This window comes from Peribacillus sp. NPDC097225, assembly GCF_044761955.1.
Classification (GTDB): domain Bacteria; phylum Bacillota; class Bacilli; order Bacillales; family DSM-1321; genus Peribacillus.
Genome location: NZ_JBIWDJ010000002.1, coordinates 416,346 through 432,923, shown reverse-complemented (window position 1 = coordinate 432,923; position 16,578 = coordinate 416,346). Strand labels below are relative to the sequence as shown.

Genomic DNA, 16,578 nt, shown 5'->3' with positions numbered 1-16,578 from the left:
AGGCAAGAGTGATGAAAGTGATTCTTGTAAATGAACAAAATCTATCATTTTTTCAATCTAATAGTTGTTCAAGCGTAATGGCATTAGGGTTTTTTGACGGAGTTCATAAGGGGCACCAACATGTCATAACAAAGGCTAAAAAATCAGCAAAGCTAAGAGGGCTTCCTTTAGCGGTCATGAGTTTTTTTCCACATCCCAAAACCGTGTTTTCAAATCAAGAAATCGATTATTTAATGCCAATGGAGCAAAAAGTACAACAATTAAAGACACTGGGTGTAGATATTTTCTACATTGTGGAATTTACAAAGACATTTGCATCTCAAACACCGAAAACATTTGTGCAAGAATATTTAATCAACTTACAAGTGAAACACGTGGTAGCTGGTTTTGATTATACGTATGGAGCGAAGGGTGCTGGAACGATTAAAACGATTGCAGAGCACAGTGAACAACTTCTATCCGTGGATGCCGTAGAAAAGTATGAAATGTATGGTACTAAGGTAAGTTCCACTTATTTACGAGAACTTTTACGAAAAGGAAAAGTGGAAACGATGACTGCACTACTCGGAAGACCTTATCAAGTCCAGTACCATTTCCATGAGGGTTTGAAAGAGCATTATACTCTCCCTGATGAGGGTAGTTATTATGTTTCCATGTTGATTGGAAAGCGGGTTATTTCCCAAGTTGTGCATGTGTTTGATCAAAGAATACAATTCAATCAAAACTTTCATTTTGAGGAATCTACAATTATTTTTCATCAGAGTGTAGCACATGACTTACAAGTAACTAGTTAAAGGATGAAGTACATGCTTAAGACAGAAAAATTTTATCAATTATTACAGCAGCAAGAGACACTGTTATTACCAGGCGCATATGACGGTATGACAGCTCGGATATTAGAAGAAGCAGGTTTTGAAGCGATTTATGTGACAGGAGCAGGCATTGCCAATGCGCAACTTGGTTGGGCGGATGTGGGGTTAACGACGTTGACGGAAATTGCACAGGTTGTTTCTTGGATGGCCGATATCACAAAGGTCCCTTTGGTGGTAGATGCAGATACTGGATTTGGAAATTCTATTAATATGCAACGAACTATAAAAATATTAGAAAAGGCAGGGGCCGCTGCCATTCAAATTGAAGACCAGGTCATGCCAAAGAAATGTGGCCATTTTAATGGTAAAGAAGTGATTTCTCAAGAAGAAATGATAGGGAAAATACATGCAGCTCTTGATGCGCGTCAAGATGAAAAACTGGCAATCATTGCACGTACGGATGCACTGTCTGTGTTAGGTTTTGATGAAGCAATCAAACGTGCGAATGCGTACAAAGAAGCTGGTGCTCATGCCATTTTTATCGAAGCTCCACAAGAATATGAACAGATTGTAGAAATTCCAAAATTAGTAACAGGCATTCCACTTATTTTGAACTTGGTAGAAGGGGGAAAGACCCCTCTATTTTCTCAAACGGAAGTACAAGAAATGGGTTATCGCGTTATGCTTTGTGCCAATACGGTTTTACGTGGTGCCATTAAAGGAGTAAAAGATGCAGTGAACGTTTTAAAGCAAGAACAGTCACAGAAAAATATAGCACCATATATTTGCTCATGGGAGGAACGTCAAGAATTATTTAAATTACATGAGATTAATAAAATGGAAGAAAAATATTCTGAAAAGTGAGAAAGTGGTGAATGCACATGGATGAAGTAAATTATGATCTTGTTATTGTTGGTTGTGGAGCAGCTGGAACAGCAGCTGCTTTAGCCGCAGCGGAAGAGGCAAAAGCTCAAAACCAATCACTCTCTATTGCAATTTTAGAACGTGCACCGTTTGAAAAACGGGGTGGGAATACCCGTTGGACTGCTGCATATATGCGAATGGAAAACATTGATACACCGGCACCTAATTTGGTGGGCGACATGCGTGATTTTTCAGATAATTTAATTGATATTCAATATGCTGAAACATTGGAAAAAGAGGCTGGGCCAACGTTACGATGGGTTGAATCCAAGGGGGTTGAATTTGATTTCTTACCTACAATGTTTTTAACCGCTTCCCGGCCACGTTTATTACCAGTGGGGGGAGGTAAAGCGATTGTTGATACGTTAAGTTTACGCGCTCGTGCTTTAGGTGTCGAAATTATATATGAGGCTACAGCTTGGGACTTAACCCTTGATGATACAGGAGCTGTAAATGGACTACATGTACGTGTATCTGATGGCAGTAGCATCTACTTGAAAACCAATGCTGTAATTTTAGCGGCAGGTGGATTTCAAGGCAATAAAGAAATGATGGCTCAATATGTGGGGAGAGATGCACACAAAATCCCTCCGGTTTCAGAAGGTGGCTTGTTTAATAAAGGAGAAGCTATTCGAATGGCGATGCGAATTGGTGCAACAGGAAACGGTCAATTTGATTCCTTTCATGCAGAGCCGGTAGACCCTAGGAGTAAGCGTGAAGAAGCGGCTGTTATGTTATTTCCATACGCAATTTTGGTGAATCAAAATGGTGAACGCTTTACCGATGAAGGTGTATCAACAATTGATGAGCAGTACGAAGAAGTAGCACGCAAAATCTTTTATACATGCGAAAATCATGTCGCCTATATGATTACAGATCAAAAGATGTATACGATTCCTAATTACGAAGAGGCCTTACAAACTGATAGGCCACCAATTGTTGCTAGTACAATCGAAGAGTTAGCGGACAAAATCAATGTGAATCGTGAAAACCTTGTACAAACGGTAGACAATTTTAACGCTGATTGTCCAACTGGGGAATTCATTTATGACAAAGTAGATGGTTTAGCGACGACGACATTAGCTTTAAATAAATCTAATTGGTCGATTCCCATTAATGAGGGGCCTTTTATTGCGTATCCCATACATTGTTGCAATGTATTTACTAACGGTGGGCTTGCAACAGATGTCGAGGGTCGCGTGTTAACAGGTGATGCAGTGCCGATTCCTGGTTTATATGCTGTTGGTGAAACATCAGGCATATATTATGGAAAATATCCAGGCGGTACATCTGTATTGCGCTGCTTAGTATTCGGACGTCGTGCGGGTAAACATGCTGTGTCGTATATAGATAGCTATCAAACGATTTAATGAAGGAGGAGGTCTTAAATGGAACTAGAGGGAAAAGTGGCACTTATAACAGGTGCCAGTAAGGGGATTGGGAAAGAAACCGCCATTTTACTGGCTTCCTACGGAGCAAAGGTGGCCATTTGCGCCCGAGATCTGCAGGAATGTGAAAACGTGGCAGAGTTTATTCAAAACACTTATGGCACGAAAGCAATTGCCGTTTCATGCGATGTAGCGAATGAAGAGGAAGTCGAGGCGGTTGTAGAGAAGGTTAGGGAACAACTTGGGACGGTTGATATTTTAATTAATAATGCAGGAGCAATGCTTTTAAAACCTTTTACTGAAACATCTACTTATGAGTGGCAAAGGATGTTTGATGTGAATGTGCATGGTCCGTACTATTTCAGCAAACAAGTTGTAAAGGAAATGAAGCAAAAAAATGATGGAGTTATTGTGAACATTTCATCTATATGGGGTACTAAAGGTGGTCCGGATCGCAGTGCTTATATCACTTCAAAACATGCTGTAATCGGTTTTTCGAAAGCATTGGGAGAAGAATTAAAACCTTATGGCGTGCGAGTGAATGCAGTATGTCCGGGACCTGTCGACACGCAAATGACCGCAGCACTAGGCGGAAATATCAATAAGGCAGGATGGCTGCATCCCATCGATATAGCCTATGTAATCGTGGATATAGTTTTACCAAAGAGTAAGGCTATATCGGCAACTTCTGTAGAAGCATTTGGTGCTGGAATGCCAGTTGGAATTACAAAATAATGAAATGGGGGAGTTTATAATGACAGAATTGAAACAGGTTTACACACAACAAACAATTACATTGGATTTGGCTAAGGAGATACTTAAAAAGGCAGAAGAGAAAGGGAAAGAGTTAGGCATGAACTTTGCGATTTCTATCGTGGATAAAGCGGGAAATTTAAAGGCGTTTTCTGCTATGGACGGTACGCCTGTCTTGGCATTGGAAATCGCTCAAAATAAGGCATTTTCAGCAGCCGCTTATAATCGTGCGACACATGAATGGTATGATCGCTTGAAGGATGATCCACCATTAATGGCTGGATTAGTACATACAAATCGCCTTGTGGTATTTGGTGGAGGATATCCAATCCAGGTAGATGGTGAGTGCGTTGGGGGGATTGGTGTTAGCGGTGGGCATTACACGCATGATATGCAAGTGTGTGAGGCCGGGCTAAGCGTTTTGTTAGCAGCAACAAAGGAAGTATAAGGTAATGAACCAAGTAGATGTGATTATTGTCGGGGCTGGGATGGCTGGCCTATGTGCCGCACTGGAAGCTACCGAGCAAGGATTAAGCGTCGCTATCTTTGAAAAACAAGATACCATTGGGGGCAGTTCCCTTTTAAGCGGTTGTTTTATGGCCTTTGCTGGAACGGATTTTCAAAAACGTCTCGGCATCCAAGACTCAACTCCTAGTTTAATAGAAGATATGTTAACGGTTGGCCAGCATCAAAATGATGAGGCGCTAGTAAAAGCGTATGGAAAACATCAACTGGAAACATATAACTGGCTCGTAGCACATGGTATTCAGTTTCAAGATTGTCAGGCAGTGAGTGGCCATTCTAATCCAAGAGGACATACAATCATACCGGAGCAAGCAATTTACTCGCTAAGGAATAAGGCAGTGGAAAATGGAGCTATCTTGTATTTGAATAGCCCTGTAAATCGATTGATCATCAAGGAAGATTCGGTTAAAGGTGTAGTGTATGAACAGAATGGTGAGAAAAAAGAATGCTTTGCCAATTCAGGTGTGATTTTAACGACTGGTGGATTTTCTCAAAGTGAAGAGATGCTGCATTTATATGCCCCTCAATTAGATGGTACGATTCGCCTTGGAGGGACCGGGAATCAAGGAGATGGATTAAAGTTAGCAGCTTCTGTAGGTGCATGGTTAATAGATTTTCCGAATTTGAAAGGCACATATGGCTTTCATCCAAAATCGACTAATGGGGGAAAGCTCCAAGCCCATACATTCTATAAGGGTGGCATCATTGTAAATGAAGAAGGCAACCGTTTTGTGAATGAATCGATTTCTTACAAATTATTAGGCGATGCAGCATTACAACAAAAACAAAAAACCTTTCAAGTCTTTGATCAAGCAGTTATGAATGAAAGTGTAAAAAACGATGCCCTATATGATTTTGATCTTTTATATTCAGAAAATTTAATAGTGAAAGCAGATTCCTTAGAAGAGCTAGCTCTTTTACTTCAACTACCTACTGAAAGCTTAATCCAGACCGTCGCATCATATAATGAAGGGATTGCTAGAGGAAACGATGCATTTGGTAGAAAAACTTTAACTCATACATTTGGAACGCCGTTGCCAATTCAACAAGCACCATATTATGCGATGGAAACCGTTGCGGCTATGCTAGCGACATACGCAGGTGTACGGGTTAATACCAGAGCAGAAGTCATCAATCCATTTAATGAAGTGATTCCTGGTTTGTATGCGGCAGGAGAGATGGTTGGTGGATTTCATGGAGCAGGGTACATGACAGGGAGTTCTTTAGGGAAAGCAGCCATTTTTGGTAGAGTGGCAGCGAACCAAGCTATAAATAAGTTGAGGGCTGGAAAATCGTTAACAAAATAAAATGTGCGCAGTTGTTCAACATTCTTTTAAAAATATGGACGTCTGGATGAAGAGCCTCACAGGAGAATGACCGTTACTGGTTTCAGTTATATAGAGACTATTAGTCTTTTGGAAAACCCATTCAGTGGGAGGAAATAGATATGAGCCAGAATATCAATATACAGGAAATTGAAAGTAGTACATTGAAGAAAACAATGGTAAGGATTTTGCCTTTTATTTTGGTTTTGTATATTGTTGCTTTCCTTGACCGGGTTAATATGGGATATGCTGCGTTAGAAATGAATGCTGAACTGGCGTTATCGGCCGAAATGTTTGGACTTCTATCAGGATTCTTTTATATCAGTTACTGTCTATTTGAGGTACCTAGTAATATGATTTTGCAAAAGGTTGGGGCAAAGTTTTGGATCGCTCGCATCATGATTACCTGGGGAATCATAGTCATACTTACCGGTTTCGTTCAATCGGCAGTGCATCGTTATATCTTACGCTTCTTGTTAGGTGTCGCCGAGGCAGGGTTCACCCCTGGCATCATTTTGTATTTAACGTATTGGTTCCGTGCCCGGGAACGTGGAAAAGCAACTGCAGCGTTTTTTGTTGCTCTCCCATTAGCTGCATTAGTTGGTGCGCCGCTCTCAACTTGGATTATCGATAAAATAGCTTGGGGTGGGTTATCTGGCTGGAGATGGATGTTTATTCTCGAAGGCCTCCCAGCTGTAATGTTAGGCATAATTGTGCTGTTTTATTTGACAAATCGCCCTGCCCATGCAAAATGGTTAACAAATGAAGAAAAGACATGGCTGGAAGGGGAACTAGAAACGGAAAGAAAGTTAGCTGCAAAACATAATAAAACCTCGCATAGGGGTATGCTGAAAGATTCGAATGTTTGGAAACTGTCAGTATTTAATATTGCAGGATTTGTAGCTGTGAACGGTCTGAATTTCTGGATACCGACCATTATTAAAAATCTTTCTGCGTCCGGTACTTCAAACATGGAAGTCGGTTGGCTTGCAATGATACCTCCATTGGTTGCCATACCTTCGATTTTATTTGTTGGTTGGAATGCGGACAGAACCAATAAGCATAAACAACATCTGGCTGTTTGTGTATCAATTGCTATGGTTGGCTTAATCGGATGTGCCTTTGTTACAACCATACCATTAATGATTTTAATGCTTTCAATAGCTTCCGCAGGACTATATGGAATTTCGGGTTCATTTTATGCTTATTTAACCTTTTTCTTCAGTGAATCTACAGCACCTGCAGGAATCGCTCTCGTAAGTACCTTGTCATCTTTGGGTGGTTTTATTGGGCCGATGGTATTAGGTGTCTTAAATTTACAGCAAGGTATGCTAGTCATTACAGGGTTTATGCTTGTTAGTTTGCTGACGCTCATTACCTTGAATCAATATCATAGAAAATTCCCACTGAATGTTGGTAAGGAAGTGTAAACCGATAATACGCTTGGGTAAGATTTTAATGTAATTGATAAATGTAATATTCCCTTTTCGTAAATTGCACACATTTTCTAATTAAGGAGGTAACTCATGAAAATCTGGCATCAAAGTCTAACCAGTATTGAATCAGTGGTTCCATACAGGGATGCTGTTTTAAAGCACATTGATCGTGTAGCTCGCCCGGGGGTGGAGGTTGTTCTCCACGGAATGGAGAAAGAGACTTACCCATCGAATTACCCTGGACATTTTATTACTTATTCTTATCTTCAAAATTTACACCGTGAGCAGTTTGTCCGCGCAGCATTAATGGCTGAAAGTGCTGGATATGATGCCATGTTCATCGGTACAATTCCAGATGTGGGTCTGTTAGAAGCCCGTACATTGGTGGATATTCCGGTTATCGGGTATGGACAAGCCTCTTTCCATATTGCTTCCATGCTTGGTGATCGAATCGGTGTGGTGAATTTCTTGGCCCCACTAGCAGATGAGCTTCGTCAAAATGCGGAACGATATGGCTTGGGAGGGAAACTCGGTCCCATTGTACAGACGGAGATTGGTTTTGACGATGTGCTGGCCGGGTTCGAAAATCCTGAGCTAGTCATAGCTTCATTCAAAAAGGCTGCTGAAAAGGCCATTGCTGAGGGAGCAGATATAATCGTACCGGGAGAAGGACCAATGAATGTATTCCTGGCAACCCATGGCATATCAAGGATTGGGGATGTTCCGGTGATCGACTCTTTTGCTGCTGGGATTAAGATGTGTGAATCGTTAGTGGATCTTAAGAAGAATTCAGGTGTTTACATGACTCGACGAGGTTTTTACAATTCAAAACCACCTGCAGACGCAGTAGCAAGGCTTCGTGGACTTTACGGATTGGTTCCTGTTCCGGATTGCAAAAACGACCATGGACTCCCGGTAAGAGGCGGGGAAAAAGCGTCTTTAACTTAAAACTCAAATATTATTATTTGTAACTAAAATGTTTGAATCGTAAATGAAACAGGAAATTTATCACATGAAGATATCCAGTTTATTTGGATGTTCAACTGCTTTTAGCTTAAAAAAATAAAATAAAAACAGGAGGATGAAAAAGAAACGCTTTTCTCCACCTGTTTTTAATATGGGAAATCTTTGGACATAATTAGCCTTTTAACTCGCTCCATAAGTATGTAAACTTGGATGCATATCCAACACCTAAATCATTTCTATAGTGAGAGTAAGCACAGTTACTTCTTCTTTTTTATCCAGATAGGTATATTCATGTTTTTTTGTTTGAATATTTTGTTTCTTTGCACGATGTTAGCCGCTTTGGTACACTATGATGAAGTACTCAGCTTGGTTGCCAGGCTTATAATGGATAATATGATGTTTGTATATCTTTACATAGACCATGTATTAAAGATTGTAAGAGTAATTCCGAAACCGGATATGTAAATCGGAATTTCCTATTTTGTGACTTGAGGACAAACACATAATAATTACCAGTGTTACTAATAATGAAAAAATCATTCAATCCCTCATGAAGGGTCGTGAGGGCTAGGCTAGTTTGTCTGGATTTTTCTTTGGATATACTCTATTAGTAATAATAGTAGGAGGAAGTAATGAATAACTACAAATTGACCATTCAATATGATGGTGGACGCTATCAGGGTTGGCAACGACTTGGCGATAGTGAAAATACGATTCAGGGAAAAATAGAAAGTGTGTTAACGGAAATGGTAGGAGAACCCATTGAAATCATTGGGTGTAGCAGGACCGATTCGGGTGTACACGCGTTTTCACAAATAGCCAATTTTAAGATGAGTTTGAATATGACTGAAACTGAAGTCATGAATTATTTGAATAGGTATTTACCACGGGATATCAGTATTGTGGAAGTTACATTGGTTCCTGAACGTTTTCATGCCCGTTATAATGTGAAGGATAAGACCTACTTGTATAAGATCTGGAACGAACCCTATACAAATCCGTTCATGCGAAAATACAGTATGCATGTTGAGGAAAACCTCAATATTCCAAGCATGATAGAAGGAAGTCAATACTTTATAGGCAGTCACGATTTTACGGCTTATTCGAATGCAAAGTCAAAGAAGAAGTCCATGGTCCGTGAAATATATTCTATTGATATAGAAGAAGTTGCAGGCTTCATTGAAATTAGAGTGCGAGGTAATGGTTTCCTTTATAATATGGTTAGAAAGATTGTGGGAACGTTAATAGAAGTCGGATTGAATGAAATAGAAGCTAAAAATATCCCAAGTATCATTGAGTCGAAAGAAAGAATCCAAACGGGCCGTATGGCAGACCCAGCTGGGTTGTACTTGGAAACGGTCGAGTTTTAAAACAGAACCAACAATATGGTTACACTTAAAAAAACCAACTGAAATAGAAGTTGGTTTTTTTTGAGTTATTTATTCATTTACTCTCTTCAATTGGAGATTATATCTCAAAGTTTCTTCGTCTGAATATAGTTTATATCCAAGACTATCACTGTAGCTAAGAAATACTTTATTAGGTAAATGCTTTTTGGATTCACTTGATATTAATATAGGCACTCCATCGATTATGAATTTCTCATCTTCTTTTGTTTGGTTATCAATTTTCAGTTCGTGTTCCACATAAATGGAACAGCTTCCAAGATAGATGGCTTCGATTCGTATCCCTTCGTTCTTTTTATAGTCCACTTTTCTTAATTGTTCTACTGCTTCTTTTTTTAGCTCAATATGCATTTAACAACACTCCAGTTAAAAATTATTTATCATGAATATCAATACAAAGAAAATTATAAAGACTGGTTAAACATTCTATTCATTCATATACCCAATTGTTTATAAACTAATGTGTCCATTAAATGTTAAATGAAGAGATATCTTATGTAAAAGCTGCCTAGATAAAATCCCCCTAGTTACCCATTAAAAAAAGGGCTAAAGAGTAAGTGGCAAAATAGTAGAGGCTGACAATTCTACTCTTTGGAGGATGTTAGCCTTCTACCTTCAGAATGAAAGGGGTTCATATACTTTAAAATATGAAAGAGCTATGTGTTATATGATAAAAGTAATGCTATAATAGGGTACTCAAGTAGATTGGGTAGCCTTTTACCTACATTGAAAGGGAATTATCCGAAACTTCTTCCTTTTTTAATTCGGAAACACTATCGGAGGTGTGTTAATATGAATAAAAAATGGACTATTGAAAATATCCGTGACTATGTCACGAAGAATTCCGATAGTGAATTACTTTCTACTGAATATCTTGGGTACTCTCAAAAACTACAGTTTAAATGTTCATGCGGAAATATCTTTGAAAAATCTTTCACTAAATTTAAAGGGAGCAATCAGAGAAGTTGTTCAGATTGTTCAGCTCCTAAACCTTCACGTTGAATTTTAGGGAATAAATCACTAAGGAATATTCAAATCCTGCCGTAACCAAATCGGAAAAGTCGTTCAACATGCTGAGAAATCAGTAGTTGAGCGACTTTTTTTATTAATTATGACTGTTGAACATACAAGCCTCTCATTCGAAATCTTGTAGAATTCGGGCCATTATAGGGCTGCCAATTCGAGGCCTTTTGAATGTACAATCATATATTTTATCCAGGCTGGCAGTATTTTTATGAACACTTGCTAATACAATATTAAAGGTATTTTATTTATGCATGATATTGGGGGCATAGTATGAATTGGAATGAAAACTCACAAGGTTCAAATATGGGAACAGCTACAGGAATGTTTGTTGCACGGTCTTTAGATGAAATTCGCTTTTGGTCTAGAATTATGAAGGAACACTCTTTATTTCTTAGATTGGGTTTTAGATGTGACGATACACAGTTAATTGAAGAAGCAAATCAGTATTATCAATTGTTTGAAAAAGTTGAGCAACAATCACATTCTTTTACAAATCAAACCGATCCAGAACAAATTAAAAGGTTTAATTCGGAAGTTCAACAGGCTGCGACAGGTATATTTGCCTTTAAGAGGAAAGTGTTAGGACTGATACTAACCGGTCAATTACCAGGAGCAAACAATTTCCCGCTTTTAGTGGACCATACAAGTCGAGAAGCAAATTATTTTAGAAAACGGTTAATTGAATTAAATGAAGGGAAGTTGAAACCACTTCCTGATGCAATAATCAAAGAGAATGTTTTTTTCTTAAGAATTATGGCCGATCATGCCAAATTCATTGGACATCTCCTTGATCCATCGGAAAGAAAGCTTGTGGATATGGCAAGGGAGTTTAGCAATGATTTTGATCAATTGTTGTTTCAGGCTACAGACTTAGAGTCTATGAAACCACAATCAAAGACCGATCCTCTTTTAGATCAGTTTCTTGATCAGAATAGGGTATCTGTAGTTTCGCTTCGAGATTTCAAGAAAACAGCTCGGGATCTAATTGAGGAATGTAAAATTAAGAGCATTATCCATCCTTTATTAGCAGACCATGTTTTCCGTGAAGCTGAAAGATTTCTTGAAATTATTGACATGTTCGAAGCACATCTTACAAAGTAATTAACTGCGAAAAGATTGATGAAGCAAGTGCTATAGTGTTACAGGTCAATGCGCTGGATCAAACATTGATTATTAGGTATGTTAACTAACGGAACCATCTTTGAATTATCTAAATCAAAAAGCAAAAATCTTAAATCCAATTAATTTAAAATAAAATTAGTTTGACACGTAGGGCTAGGGCTTCATATTAAAAAGGGATAGTCTCTCAACTTTGAGAGACTATCCCTTTTTTGCATAATTAAGATTTTTATTGAAGTCTATTAGCTTGGTCGGGCATTCAAAAATATTACATGCCTTTTGGTCGAACTTTCAGGTATCGTTGAAAGTAGATGTAGGGAAACCAATGTATAGATTGCCATCAAAATGTAATCATTCATTGCTACTACTATAGTAAATCAGATTTATCTGGATAGATATAGGAAATAAATTGGTTGAGATGTGGGCATTTATAAGGAAGTATTATGTTTAATTCCATCATAGTTAAAGGGTGCCCGACAAGGACACCCACATAAACCCTTAAGAGGGCATACCTATAATAGCTTTCGGTTCTAGGAATTCCTCAATTCCATAATCACCCCATTCACGACCGATTCCTGACTGTTTGAAACCGCCGAATGGAGCAGAGAAGTCTGTTTTTGGATTGTTGACCGTGATTTGGCCGGCCCGAATGTTTGAAGCCACTTTGAACAATTCATCTGGATTTTGACCGAATACATACCCGGCTAAACCATATTTTGTGTCATTGGCTATTTCGATGGCTTCATCGATGGTTTCATAAGTCAGTATGGACATGACAGGTCCAAAGATTTCTTCTTGGGCAATGGTCATATCGTTTTTTACATTAGTGAAAACGGTGATTTTTGAGAAATATCCTTTATCGAGTCCATCTGGTTTTCCTGGCCCACCAGCGACAAGAGTGGCTCCTTCTTCTGTACCTTTATTTATATAAGACCGTACAGTTTCCCATTGCTCTTTAGAAACTTGTGGTCCCATGAAGGTATTTTTATCTTGTGGATCACCTACGGGAAAATCAGGAAGTGCTTCTTTGACGGCCTCAATGAATTCATCATGCATCGATTTTGGAATGATGGTCCGTGTTGCCGCTGTACAAACTTGTCCGGTATTCATCGCAACATTTAAAATGGCTGTTCGTGCCGCATCTTTAACATTTGCGTCTTTTAAAATAACTAACGGAGATTTCCCTCCTAGTTCAAGTGACACTTTCTTTATATCTTGAGCCGCATTTTCCATGATTTTCGTACCCACGGGACCCGAACCGGTGAAGGAAACGAAATCGATACCTGGATGAGAACTGATGGCGTCCCCAATGGTTGAGCCCGACCCATTTACTAAGTTGAATACCCCTTTAGGTAATCCGGCTTTATCAAAAATCTCTGCTAGGATGATTGCCGCAAATGGTGTCATGGCGGCAGGCTTTAGTACGACCGTGCTACCTGCAGCAAATGCACTTGCTAGTTTGGTAGAAGGTTGATTTGTCGGGAAATTCCAGGGGGTAATAAGACCGGCAACGCCAATTGCTTCTTTTTTGATTAAGGTGTTTCCTCTTTGTTCCGTAAACTCGAAGGATTTAAGAAGTTCCGCAGCTTTTTTAAAATGCTGTAAGCCCATCTCGTACTGAATCTGTTCACTACGAGTAATAGGAGAACCTAACTCTTCGGTTATAACTTTAACAAGATCATCTTTCCGGTTTTCATATTCTTTAGCAATATTCTCTAAAAGCTTAATTCTGTCTTCTATATCCATTCTAGAGAATGAGGGGAAGGCAGCACGTGCGGCTTCAACTGCACGATCGACATCCTCTTTAGTACCAGCACTAATTTTCCCGATGACTTTTTCTGTAGCTGGGTTAATAACTTCAATCGTTTCTGTACTTGTGGAATCCACCCATTCACCATTAATATATTGTTGTATATAGTTATGCATTATTCCAGCTCCTTTTCTTCATTTATATTAGGTTTTTTCCCTGTATAATGAAGAGTAAACGTTATAATTACTTGTAACTGGATAGGATAGTGAAAATGGGTTTAGGTACCAATTAATCTTAAATGATGTATCATATGGAAATTTAAATTTAAAATTCATAAACCTAAAATTATGTTTTCAAGCGGTGATAGGCAAGGTTTGATAGTTTTACTGCTTCCAATAAAATAGGGGGTGTGAAATACAAAAAAGACCTCAAAAAATTGAGGTCATTTCATCATTTCCCTTATATTAGTAGGGATCATCACTACTTCGGTTTTTAAATCGACCGGCCTAAATGTTTCATCGATACATTCTTTCCAATACTCTACATGTTTTTTATCTATCCAGTGATCTGAATCGTTCACTTCGAGACCATTATCACCTTGGACAGAGTACCAATATAGATATTCCTCACCATTTAGAATCTCTCTAAATATCGTTTCTACATACATCTTTTCACCTTCAAGCGTTATCAGCACATCATTCATATTTTCATTAAGAAACGTTAACCATTCATCTACTTGTTCTGATTTTCCTTCCTTCACTCTAAATCTTGTAAGTTCTACATTCATGCATATCCTCCATAAAATTTGATAACTTATCTACGTTACATATTTTATGTAGTTTTGAAATAAATAACAATGTTCAGTTCTACAGTGTATGATTATATATAAGGAACGATAGTATCTATCCATATAGTGTGATTTGAAGTATTAACCGATTCCTTTCATTTTAATAATATAATAATACGTAGTTTCGTTTTAAATGTATCTTTATAGAACCTATAAGCACTCTTATTCAAATATTAATCTAATTAAGATATGATTATAGTAAAATTACTGTATACCTGTATAAATTAAGAAAAGAAACTACTTTAATGATAAGGAGAGCTAAAATGCGTCGTTCACCTATAGATTATTTACGCATAGCAGGAATCTTGGATGGTATTTCATTACTGACGTTATTACTTATTGCTATGCCACTAAAATATTTTGCTGATTTACCGCTTGCAGTGACGATTAATGGTAGTATACACGGGGGTATTTTCCTCTTGTATATTGGAAGCATTCTATATGCAGCTATTCGCATCCAGTGGTCGATTAGTTGGTCACTTGCCGCTGTATTTGTCGCTTTTATTCCATTTGGGAATTTTATCTTTGACGTTTATTTAAAAAAAGTGAAAGATCGCTACCCTGTTAAGCCTTTCCGAATGTCATGGATTATCTATAGCATTATATTCTTTTCATTTATAGACTTATTTGCTCAGCTTCCGGTCATGAGTACATTTGCGAAGTCAGTAGGGGCGAGTGCATTTATTGCAGGCATTGTGGTCGGTTTATATTCTTTTACGAACTCATTTGGCAATATCGCATCGGGAATATTAACGGATAAAATTGGTCCACTCTCGATGATGTTATTTGGACTGGCCGCTACGAGTGCATCATTATTTTCTTATCATTTCGTTGATGACCCTCTGACTTTGCTTATCGTTCGATCTCTACACGGCTTTTTTGGTGGCCTAATTGTACCCGCTGCATTTACGCTCCTAGCGAATACAACTGCGCATGATAAACAGGGGAGTAAGAGTGCGGTAACTGGATCATTCGTGGGGATTGCTGCCATTATAGGACCAGCTTTCAGTGGAATAATGGCGAGTAAAACATCCGTTCCGAATGTCTTCACCGTAATAGGCGCACTCGGTGTCTTATTACTTGTTTGCTCTTTTTTATTACGTCAAGTACACGTCAAGAAGCAAGAGAGAGAAGCGTCGCATGTCTCATTCAAGTGGAACCGGGATGTACAAAAAGCATTTATGGGTGCGTTCTTTTTGATGTTTTCCCAAGGGGCATTGGCTTATTTGCTGCCTTTGCATGTAGAAGCACTTGGCTATAGTTCCCAGATGTCCGGTACACTAATGAGCATGTTTGGAATTGTAGCGGTTTTCCTATTTATTTTACCGACAAATCGAGTGTTTAACCGGGTAGATCCTGTGTATACAATGCTTATTGGTGTGGCTGTTTTAGCCATTAGCCAAATGCTGATTGGGCAAATGACGACGACGTTGACATTATATCTTGTAATGATTCTATACGGGATTGGATTCTCAAGTTTATTCCCGTCTATTAATACACTCTTGATACAATCCACGACGCCTGAAACACGTGGACAGGCTTATGGATATTTTTATGCATTTTTCTCTATCGGTGTGGTTGTCGGTTCATCGGTTCTTGGTTTTTTACGGATTGGTATCGCTGGAGGGTTTATGCTCACGGGTGTAGTGCTCACAGGATTTTTTATAGTTGTCCTTTTCGATATTCGAAAAAGGGTAAAGAGCAAGAAAATTTCTGATTTTAGTATGAAATGATTAATGAAAAAGGAATGCAGGATTGTTTTACGTGCTTAAGCTTATGCCTTTTTTCTATTGATGCTTCTAGACTTGTTCATTTCTTCGTGTAAATCTGATAAACTTGTAGCACTTATAGATTGAAAGGTGTAGGTATTATGATTAAGGAATTTAGGGAGTTTATTGCTAAAGGCAACGTACTTGATCTGGCTATTGCAGTAGTGATGGGGGCGGCATTTGGAAAAATCGTTTCGTCACTAGTTGAAAATATTATCATGCCGATTGTTGGGATTTTACTAGGGGGAATCAATCTTTCTTCACTGTCCATACCGGTGGGAAGTGCGGTCATTCAATATGGATCGTTTATTCAAGCCGTGATTGATTTCTTGATTATTGCGTTTGCTATTTTCATATTTATGAAGTTGGCAAATTCCATTTTTAGAAAAAAAGAGCAAGAAGAGGTAGTGGTGGAAGCACCAGCAACTGAACAATATTTAAAGGATATCCGTGACCTTTTGCAAAAAAATGTACGCGAGGATGACAGGAGATGAATCTCTTCATTTTCTGAGCACGGTAAGGTTATATAGAA

16 protein-coding genes are annotated in these 16,578 nt (G+C 38.5%); 13 read left to right on the top strand and 3 right to left on the bottom strand.

Going from position 1 to position 16,578, the window contains the following annotated elements; genetic code table 11:
* The first annotated feature begins 11 nt into the window (after positions 1-11).
* From ACIQXH_RS07935 to truA, 9 genes are all read left to right on the top strand, one after another.
* Positions 12-794, top strand: a complete 783-nt coding sequence (locus ACIQXH_RS07935; protein WP_402873163.1) for an FAD synthase — start codon at positions 12-14, stop codon at positions 792-794.
* Between the two features lie 12 nt (positions 795-806).
* The gene (locus tag ACIQXH_RS07930; RefSeq protein WP_402872414.1) at positions 807-1,676 is read left to right on the top strand and encodes an isocitrate lyase/PEP mutase family protein; all 870 of its coding nucleotides are present in this window, start codon (positions 807-809) and stop codon (positions 1,674-1,676) included.
* A 17-nt stretch (positions 1,677-1,693) separates the two neighbouring features.
* Positions 1,694-3,106 carry an FAD-dependent oxidoreductase gene (locus tag ACIQXH_RS07925; RefSeq protein ID WP_402872417.1) on the top strand — a complete coding sequence of 471 codons (1,413 nt, stop codon included), beginning with the start codon at positions 1,694-1,696 and terminating at the stop codon, positions 3,104-3,106.
* 18 nt (positions 3,107-3,124) lie between these two features.
* On the top strand, positions 3,125-3,859 hold the full coding sequence (locus ACIQXH_RS07920; protein WP_402872420.1) for an SDR family NAD(P)-dependent oxidoreductase: 735 nt from the start codon (positions 3,125-3,127) through the stop codon (positions 3,857-3,859).
* 19 nt (positions 3,860-3,878) lie between these two features.
* A complete protein-coding gene (locus ACIQXH_RS07915; RefSeq protein WP_402872423.1) occupies positions 3,879-4,325 on the top strand; it encodes a GlcG/HbpS family heme-binding protein in 447 nt (148 codons plus the stop codon).
* 4 nt (positions 4,326-4,329) lie between these two features.
* A complete protein-coding gene (locus ACIQXH_RS07910; protein ID WP_402872426.1) occupies positions 4,330-5,709 on the top strand; it encodes an FAD-dependent oxidoreductase in 1,380 nt (459 codons plus the stop codon).
* Positions 5,710-5,849: 140 nt separating this feature from the next.
* Positions 5,850-7,157 (top strand): MFS transporter, encoded by a 1,308-nt coding sequence (locus tag ACIQXH_RS07905; protein ID WP_403122921.1) that lies wholly within the window; start codon positions 5,850-5,852, stop codon positions 7,155-7,157.
* A gap of 96 nt (positions 7,158-7,253) precedes the next feature.
* The gene (locus ACIQXH_RS07900; RefSeq protein ID WP_402872432.1) at positions 7,254-8,111 is read left to right on the top strand and encodes an aspartate/glutamate racemase family protein; all 858 of its coding nucleotides are present in this window, start codon (positions 7,254-7,256) and stop codon (positions 8,109-8,111) included.
* 650 nt (positions 8,112-8,761) lie between these two features.
* Positions 8,762-9,499, top strand: a complete 738-nt coding sequence (truA, locus tag ACIQXH_RS07895; protein WP_402872435.1) for a tRNA pseudouridine(38-40) synthase TruA — start codon at positions 8,762-8,764, stop codon at positions 9,497-9,499.
* A gap of 69 nt (positions 9,500-9,568) precedes the next feature.
* On the opposite strand, the gene ACIQXH_RS07890 is transcribed toward truA, so the two are convergent.
* On the bottom strand, positions 9,569-9,886 hold the full coding sequence (locus ACIQXH_RS07890) for an iron-sulfur cluster biosynthesis family protein (RefSeq protein WP_402872438.1): 318 nt from the start codon (positions 9,884-9,886) through the stop codon (positions 9,569-9,571).
* Between the two features lie 441 nt (positions 9,887-10,327).
* Between ACIQXH_RS07890 and ACIQXH_RS07885 the strand changes: the two genes are divergently transcribed.
* Both ACIQXH_RS07885 and ACIQXH_RS07880 read left to right on the top strand, forming a co-directional pair.
* Positions 10,328-10,537, top strand: coding sequence for a hypothetical protein (locus ACIQXH_RS07885; RefSeq protein WP_402872441.1), 210 nt, complete (start codon positions 10,328-10,330; stop codon positions 10,535-10,537).
* Between the two features lie 294 nt (positions 10,538-10,831).
* Complete coding sequence (locus ACIQXH_RS07880) at positions 10,832-11,662, top strand: DUF2935 domain-containing protein (protein WP_403122919.1); 831 nt, start codon at positions 10,832-10,834, stop codon at positions 11,660-11,662.
* A 516-nt stretch (positions 11,663-12,178) separates the two neighbouring features.
* Here ACIQXH_RS07880 and ACIQXH_RS07875 read toward each other — a convergent pair.
* Positions 12,179-13,606: an aldehyde dehydrogenase family protein gene (locus ACIQXH_RS07875; protein ID WP_402872447.1), complete on the bottom strand. Its 1,428-nt coding sequence runs from the start codon at positions 13,604-13,606 to the stop codon at positions 12,179-12,181.
* Positions 13,607-13,872: 266 nt separating this feature from the next.
* Positions 13,873-14,217, bottom strand: a complete 345-nt coding sequence (locus tag ACIQXH_RS07870) for a DUF6176 family protein (RefSeq protein ID WP_402872450.1) — start codon at positions 14,215-14,217, stop codon at positions 13,873-13,875.
* 323 nt (positions 14,218-14,540) lie between these two features.
* Here ACIQXH_RS07870 and ACIQXH_RS07865 point away from each other — a divergent pair, with 323 nt between their 5' ends.
* A complete protein-coding gene (locus ACIQXH_RS07865) occupies positions 14,541-16,010 on the top strand; it encodes an MFS transporter (protein ID WP_402872453.1) in 1,470 nt (489 codons plus the stop codon).
* Between the two features lie 137 nt (positions 16,011-16,147).
* Positions 16,148-16,540, top strand: a complete 393-nt coding sequence (mscL, locus tag ACIQXH_RS07860; RefSeq protein ID WP_402872456.1) for a large conductance mechanosensitive channel protein MscL — start codon at positions 16,148-16,150, stop codon at positions 16,538-16,540.
* Positions 16,541-16,578: the final 38 nt, after the last annotated feature.

Bases quoted from the DNA above. Each gene is read 5' to 3' on its own strand.
- ACIQXH_RS07930 (WP_402872414.1), top strand. From the start codon at position 807: ATGCTTAAGACAGAAAAATTTTATCAATTATTACAGCAGCAAGAGACA.
- ACIQXH_RS07880 (WP_403122919.1), top strand. From the start codon at position 10,832: ATGAATTGGAATGAAAACTCACAAGGTTCAAATATGGGAACAGCTACA.
- ACIQXH_RS07915 (WP_402872423.1), top strand. From the start codon at position 3,879: ATGACAGAATTGAAACAGGTTTACACACAACAAACAATTACATTGGAT.
- ACIQXH_RS07900 (WP_402872432.1), top strand. From the start codon at position 7,254: ATGAAAATCTGGCATCAAAGTCTAACCAGTATTGAATCAGTGGTTCCA.
- ACIQXH_RS07890 (WP_402872438.1), bottom strand. From the start codon at position 9,886: ATGCATATTGAGCTAAAAAAAGAAGCAGTAGAACAATTAAGAAAAGTG.
- mscL (WP_402872456.1), top strand. From the start codon at position 16,148: ATGATTAAGGAATTTAGGGAGTTTATTGCTAAAGGCAACGTACTTGAT.
- ACIQXH_RS07885 (WP_402872441.1), top strand. From the start codon at position 10,328: ATGAATAAAAAATGGACTATTGAAAATATCCGTGACTATGTCACGAAG.
- truA (WP_402872435.1), top strand. From the start codon at position 8,762: ATGAATAACTACAAATTGACCATTCAATATGATGGTGGACGCTATCAG.
- ACIQXH_RS07935 (WP_402873163.1), top strand. From the start codon at position 12: ATGAAAGTGATTCTTGTAAATGAACAAAATCTATCATTTTTTCAATCT.
- ACIQXH_RS07875 (WP_402872447.1), bottom strand. From the start codon at position 13,606: ATGCATAACTATATACAACAATATATTAATGGTGAATGGGTGGATTCC.
- ACIQXH_RS07925 (WP_402872417.1), top strand. From the start codon at position 1,694: ATGGATGAAGTAAATTATGATCTTGTTATTGTTGGTTGTGGAGCAGCT.
- ACIQXH_RS07865 (WP_402872453.1), top strand. From the start codon at position 14,541: ATGCGTCGTTCACCTATAGATTATTTACGCATAGCAGGAATCTTGGAT.
- ACIQXH_RS07870 (WP_402872450.1), bottom strand. From the start codon at position 14,217: ATGAATGTAGAACTTACAAGATTTAGAGTGAAGGAAGGAAAATCAGAA.
- ACIQXH_RS07920 (WP_402872420.1), top strand. From the start codon at position 3,125: ATGGAACTAGAGGGAAAAGTGGCACTTATAACAGGTGCCAGTAAGGGG.
- ACIQXH_RS07910 (WP_402872426.1), top strand. From the start codon at position 4,330: ATGAACCAAGTAGATGTGATTATTGTCGGGGCTGGGATGGCTGGCCTA.
- ACIQXH_RS07905 (WP_403122921.1), top strand. From the start codon at position 5,850: ATGAGCCAGAATATCAATATACAGGAAATTGAAAGTAGTACATTGAAG.